Source organism: Erythrobacter sp. CCH5-A1, from assembly GCF_001557115.1.
Classification (GTDB): domain Bacteria; phylum Pseudomonadota; class Alphaproteobacteria; order Sphingomonadales; family Sphingomonadaceae; genus Erythrobacter.
The window spans coordinates 1-6,888 of the sequence record NZ_LSKQ01000147.1; the positions used below are offsets into that span (position 1 = coordinate 1).

The following is a 6,888-nucleotide window of genomic DNA, read 5'->3' on the forward strand; positions in this document are numbered from 1 at the left end:
TTCGCTATCCGTTCGCCCTTTCCGTGCAGATACGTCACTTTCGTGTAGTCACCCCCAGCAGTTCTCGACGCCTGCCGATCTTGGCGCCCTCGCTCTTTGCCTGGCGGCGCCGAAAGAAAGCGACATCGTACTCGAGCCCAGCGCCGGACACGGCTCGCTCGTCGCGATGCTGCCGCAAGTGCGGGCACTCCACCTCAACGAAATCGACCCAAAACGCCGGGAGAAGCTCGCGCTGATCTTCCGCGAGGCAGGCATCACAGGCTTTGATGGCGCAATGCTTTCCTCGCTGCTGGATCCTGCGGTGCGCCCCACGCTGATCCTGATGAACCCTCCATTCTCCCGCTCGCTGGGCCGCGGTGCGGACGAATACGCTGCCGTACGGCACCTTCGAGCAGCGATCGGGCGGGTTGCGGGGGGAGGGCGAGTGGTTGCCATCATGCCCGACTGGTTCACGACGAGCGCAAAGCTCGGCAGGATCTATGACGAGACCTTCGCCTCCTGCACAGTTCAGTCCTCCATCCGTCTAGCTAAATGCTACCACAAGCAGGGCACTAGCGTCGCCGTTCGCCTCTACGTCATCGACAAGATCCCGGGGCGTATCCGGCCTACGATCCTGGCCCGCGAAACCGTGGCCGCAATCGCCGAAACAGTTCCGCCGGTCCCCCGGTGCGAGACAGTTGAAGCGCCGCCGGTGCCCAGTCCCGTCGCGAAGGCAAGGCCTGCGAGCCTCTTCAAGGCCATGCGCGCGAAACCAAAGGAAACTCGAGCGCCCTCGCGCATCGTCGAGCAGCCACGAGTTGGTCCGCTGGCCTTCGAGGCGCTGACGGCGCCGAGGCCGCTGGGCGAACAGAGCGGCGTATACCTGCCTTACCGTCCAAGCCGGGTCGAAATTGCCAAGGCGAGCGAGCATCCCACGCCGCTGGTCGAGAGTGTGGCGATGGGCTCGATCCCCGCGCCCGTCCCGCATTATGTGCCAACGCTGCAAGAACGGGTGCTCACCGAACGCCTGCTTTCCGAAGCCCAGATCGAAACGGTGATCTATGCCGGTAACGCCTGGGACCAGTATCTTGCCGGTCTCTTCATTCCGAACGAGGAGGGCGTCGGCCTAACGCTAGACGAAAACGGGAAAGAGTACCGCAAGGGCTACTTCCTCGGCGATGGCACCGGGGCAGGGAAGGGCAGGCAGATTGCCGCCTGCATCCTCGACAACTGGCTCGCCGGCCGTCGCAAGGCTGTCTGGGTCTCGAAAAACGAGAGCCTCCTCGAAGACGCGCGCCGCGACTGGAGCGCGATCGGCGGTATGCCCGCAGACATTCAGCCACTGTCGAACTGGAAGATCGACCAGGAGGTTCCATTCCGCGACGGGATCCTGTTCGTCACCTATCCAACGCTGCGCAGCCAGCGCCAGGACGCAACGCGCTTGAAGCAGCTGCTCGATTGGGCCGGCGACGACTTCGAGGGCGTGATCGCTTTCGACGAGAGCCACGAGATGGGCGGCGTCGCAGGCGGGGAGGGTGCTCGGGGCGCAAAAAGCGGCTCGCTTCAGGGGATCGCCGGAGTGCTGCTCCAGAACAATCTTCCCAGCGCGCGCGTCCTCTACGCTTCGGCAACGGGCGCATCCGACGTCAACAACCTCGCCTATGCCGTCCGGCTCGGGCTGTGGGGACCGGGAACCGCTTTCGCCAACCGCGAGGACTTTATCGCCCAGATCAGGGCAGGGGGCATCGCCGCCATGGAACTGGTCTCGCGCGACCTGAAGGCGCTCGGGCTCTACCAGGCACGCGCCCTGAGTTTCGCTGGCGTGGAATACGCGATCCTCAAGCACGACCTCACGCCCGAACAGATTGCGATCTACGACACCTATGCAGACGCCTGGGCGATCATCCACCAGAACATGGAAGAAGCGCTCGAACTCACCGGCGTGGTAGACGAGATCGACGGCGCGACGCTCAACAGCGGCGCGAAGTCCGCGGCGCGCAGCCGGTTCGAAAGCACCAAGCAGCGCTTCTTCAACCAGCTGCTTCTTTCGATGAAACTGCCGACCCTGATCGCGGCCATCAACCATCACCTCGAGCGTGACGAGGTGGTGGTGGTCCAACTGGTCTCGACCGCCGAAAGCATCCTCGACCGGCGGCTCGACAGCCTGTCGCCGGAAGATCGCGCCGATCTCGACCTCGACCTCAGCCCGCTCGATGCCGTGATCGAATATCTGGAACGCGCCTTTCCGACGCAGCAAATGCAGGTCTTCGTCGACGACACGGGGAAGGAATGCTCGCGTCCGATGTTCGACGAAGACGGGCAGCCAGTTCACAACCAGCAGGCGATCGAACGACGCGCCGCGATGATCGAGCACCTGTGCGCGATGCCGCCGATCAGGCCCGCGCTCGACGGGATCATCGAGCACTACGGCACTCACAAGGTCGCCGAAGTCACCGGACGAACCAAGCGTCTCATCAACGGCGCGGACGGCCAGCAGAAGCTGGAAACCCGCTCGCCGCGCACCAACCAATCCGAGACCGATCAGTTCATGGACGGACACAAGCCGATCCTTGTCTTCAGCGATGCCGGCGGGACGGGTCGCTCATACCATGCAAGCCTCGATGCCAAGTGCCAGAAACGTCGCATTCACTTCCTGCTCGAACCGGGCTGGCGCGCAGACCGGGCGATCCAGGGACTCGGGCGCACGCACCGAACTCACCAGGCGAACACGCCGCTGTTCCGACCGGTGACGACCAACTGCAAGGGCGAACTGCGCTTTACCAGCACGATCGCGCGGCGGCTCGACAGCCTCGGGGCGCTCACCCGCGGCCAACGCCAGACCGGCGGGCAGAACCTGTTCGATCCGGCCGACAATCTCGAAAGCGAATATGCCAAGGCGGCGCTGCACACCTGGTTCGCGCTGCTCGCCGAGGGCAAGCTCAAGAGCGCAACATTGGCGGATTTCCAGCGCCGCAGCGGGCTCAAGATTGTCTCGGACGACGGCATCCTCGAGGAGGACCTTCCGCCGATCCAGCGCTGGCTCAACCGGATTCTTGCGCTGCCGATCGGCATGCAGAACGCAATCTTCGACGAGTTCCTGGGCTTGGTCGAGGCCCGGGTAAGCGCCGCGCGCGAGGCGGGCTCACTCGATGTCGGTGTCGAGACCATGCAGGTCGAACAGGCCGACGTGGTCGAGGACATCATCCTTCGAACGGACGAGCGAACAGGCGCGACTTCGCACCTCCTGCAACTCGCCTTGCGGACACGGGCGCGCCCGATCGGTCTGGAGCGCGTGCTCGAGCGCCGCGACTACACCGACGGATGCATGCTCATGCACAATGCGAAGAGCGGCAAGTGCGCACTCGCCGAACCTTCGCGCCACTTCTTGACCGAGCGCGGAGAACTGATCCGCCGCGTGATTCTCCACCGCCCGCTGCGCCGCGAATACCATCACTTCGACGATCTTACCGAATCCGCCTGGGAAGAATGCTCCCGGCGAACATTCGAAAAGGGCTGGGAGGAAGAAGTCGCCGAAGCGGCTGAGAAGCTGAGCACCGAGACAGTCTACCTAGCCACAGGGCTGCTGCTTCCGATCTGGTCGACGCTGCCGATCGACTATCTTGAGGTCAAGCGGATCGTGGACGAAAACGGGCGAAGCTGGCTTGGGCGGATCGTCCATGAACTCGACGTCGCCAATCTTCTCCAGAAGTTCGACATCAGCGCCGCGATCGAGCTTACCCCGGAAACGATAGTAAAGGCGCTCGGTGAAAGCCGCACGGTCCCGATCCGGAGGCCATTCGAGGCAACCATCAAGTGCTCGCGCGTGGCGGGGGAAAAGCGGTTCGAAATTGCCGGGGCACCCGCCGAGCATCTGCCCTGGCTCAAGACCATCGGCTGCTTCACCGAAATCATCAGCTTCCGCACCCGCGTCTTCGTTCCGACCGGCGGTGCGACCGCAATCTTCGCCAAGCTGCTGAAAACGGCCTAACCCTTACAGCCCCGACCCGAACAAAGGGGAGGGGGAGGGAGTGTGTGCCCGGGTGATGACCGGGAGCACATCAGGAGTAAAGACGATGCTGATTCCCTTTTCAAAGCTCTATCTGAGCGACGCCAATGTGCGCAAGACGCGCAGCGAAGACGACGATGCCCAGCTGTCGGCCGATATCGAGGCCCGCGGGCTGCTGCAGAACCTGCTGGTGACCAAAAGCAAAAAGCGCGGAAAGTTCGCGGTGATCGCGGGCGGCCGCCGCCTGCGTGCGATCGAGATGATCATCGAGCGCGGCGCGTGGACGACCGAAACCGAGATCGAATGCAAACTCCTCGAGGGAAGCGAGGAAGACGCCGGCGAAGCCTCGCTCGCCGAAAATTTCCAGCGGGTCGGGATGACGCCCGCCGAGGAATGCCGCGCCTTCGAGCACTTCATCAAGGAAGGCACCGACATCGCCGGGGTCGCCAAGCGATTCGGCCTCACACAGCGCTTCGTCGAGGGACGCCTGCGGCTCGCTAACCTTGCCGAACCGATCTTCGAAGCGCTTGCCGCCGGCGAGATGACGCTCGAGATCGCCAAGGCCTACGCCGCGACCGACCAGCACGAGGTGCAACTGAGGGTCTATCAGCAGATGCGCACCGCCTGGAACACGACCCCGGACGCGATCCGCCGCATGGTGGCAAACGGATCCATGCGCGGCAATGACCCCATCGCCATGCTGATCGGCGAAGATGCCTATGTCGCTGCCGGGGGCCGCGTCGAGCGCGACCTCTTCAGCGAGGCGGCCGATGACCGCTGGATCGACACCGAGGTGGCGCACAAGCTCGCCGGAGAGGCGATGGAGGCCGAGGCGACGCGACTCGCGGGTGAAACCGGACTTGGATGGATCACGCCGGTTGCCTCGACCAACTCCTGGCAAGCGCGCAGCGAAATGGGCGTCTACCCCGTACGCCTGCCGCCGGCGCCGCTGTCACAGGAGGCCCGCGTCCGCATCGACGAGATCGATGCGCGCATGGATGACCTCAGCGCCATCTTCGAAGAGGGCGAAGAGGCCGAAGACGCCGACTTCGAGGCGCTCGAGGCCGAGTACGAGGCGCTCGACACCGAACGCAGCGAACTCAATAATCCGGTCCGCGAGTTGCCCGAAGAATGGCGCAGCGAGGCGGGTCGCTTCCTCGTCCTGACGACGCGCGGTGAGATGGTCCTGGAGGCCGATTACTACAGTGAAAAGCGGCTATCCTTCGACACGGACGAGGAGGGCAACGTCACGGTCACCGCTGAAGAACCGACCTCGGGTTCGGGCAAACGCGCCGCGAGCGCGCCCTCCAAGCCCGAAGCCGTAGCGCCGGGCACCGAGAAGCCGATCAGCGCGCGGCTGTTCGACGAATTGTCGGTGCAGCGTCGCAACATTCTGTCCGCGTCGCTTCTCGGCGATCCCGGCCTCGCGCTCGACTTCGCGATCTTCGCGCTCGCGGACAAGCAGAGCTATGACAGCAAGGGCACCGCGATCAAGGGCGGGCGTCCGAACGACCCGGCCACCGGCGAACTACCGCAATCAAGTGCGGAGGCGATTCTCGCCGAAGCGGCCGAGGCGCTCGACAAGAGCTGGCAAGAACCTGCCGAGGCAGCGCAGCGATTCATCGCCTTCCGCGAACTTGAGGACGACGCCAAGGCCGCCTGGCTCGCCTATGCGGTCGCCATCTCGCTCGAAGCCAAGAAGGGCTACGGCTCCGAGTACCATCCGATCCACGCAGTGTTGGGAACGATGCTCGATATCGACGTTGCGCAGATGTGGCGCCCTACCGCCGAAAACTTCTTCGATCGGGTCAGCAAGACCTCCTGCCTTGCCGCTCTCACCGAAGTGGGCGGGGCCGATCTCGCGGCCCGCTATGCCGCCTCGAAGAAGGCCGAGCTATCCAAGACTTGCGAGACGATCTTCGCCGGCAAAGCGATCATCGAACAGGAGGTCAAGGAAGCCGCACTCGCATGGCTGCCAGAGGGCATGAAGTTCGCGCTCAATGAGCAGGCGAGCGAACCTGCCGACGCAACCGACGAGGACAGCAGCAACGACGAGCGCGACTACGATCACGAACCGGTCGATACCACCGGCGACGAAGCCGACACCTACGATCCCGAAGACGCCGACGAAGAAGCGGCGATCGGCGCCTAGCGCGGCGATCCCCTCCTGATGGCCTGGCCCGGCGCGCTCACCCGAGCGGCCGGGCCTTTTTTCTTCTCAAAGAGGAGCGAGCTTATGCGCCGCGGACCCAAGCGCGATGTCGCGCAGGAAATCACCAACCTCATCATCCGCACGATCGAAGCCGGCACCCTGCCTTGGCGCAGGCCGTGGAAGAAGACGGGAATGGGCGGCGCGCCGCTGCGTGCAGGAGGAGTGCCTTACACGGGCATCAACCGCCTATACCTTTGGGCAGTCGCCGACCACTATGGCCATGCCTCGCGCTACTGGATGACCTACCGGCAGGCGCAGGAGCTCGGAGGTCAGGTCCGAAAGGGCGAAACCGCCGAGCCGAGCATCTATTTCAACAGCACGAAGAAAACCGAGATCGACCAGGCGAGCGGCGAAGAATCATCGCGCACGATCAGGTTCATGCGTGCCTACAGCGTGTTCAACGCTTCGCAGATCGACGGCTTGCCGCCGCACTTCTACCCGAGCCCTGTGCCCGAGGCGCCGCCGACGCCTTCGGAAAAAGCCGAAGCCATCGCGAAGTTCTTCGAACCGATTCCGGCCGAAATCCGGCACGGCGGCGACCGCGCCTACTACACGCCGGGCGGCGACTTCATCCAGCTTCCGTCGCCGAATGCCTTTCTCAGCGAGGACGGATATGTAGCGACGAAAGCGCACGAAGTATGTAACATCGCAAGTGTCCTCATTTCGAGGACAGTCGATGGCCTTTGCGCGC

The 6,888-nt window shown here is 63.9% G+C and carries 2 protein-coding genes and 1 pseudogene; all 3 read left to right on the top strand.

Annotation, left to right across the window (positions count from 1 at the left end):
- Nucleotides 1-55: 55 nt before the first annotated feature.
- Nucleotides 56-3,967 (top strand): annotated as a pseudogene (locus AX708_RS08335) (strawberry notch-like NTP hydrolase domain-containing protein); the annotation flags it as partial.
- A gap of 85 nt (nucleotides 3,968-4,052) precedes the next feature.
- Complete coding sequence (locus AX708_RS08340; RefSeq protein ID WP_197426364.1) at nucleotides 4,053-6,137, top strand: ParB/RepB/Spo0J family partition protein; 2,085 nt, start codon at nucleotides 4,053-4,055, stop codon at nucleotides 6,135-6,137.
- Between the two features lie 18 nt (nucleotides 6,138-6,155).
- A partial coding sequence (locus AX708_RS08345) for an ArdC family protein (RefSeq protein ID WP_233999629.1) occupies nucleotides 6,156-6,888 on the top strand: 733 nt, incomplete at its 3' end.

Coding starts and splice junctions, on each gene's coding strand:
- AX708_RS08340 (WP_197426364.1), top strand. CDS start 4,053: ATGCTGATTCCCTTTTCAAAGCTCTATCTGAGCGACGCCAATGTGCGC.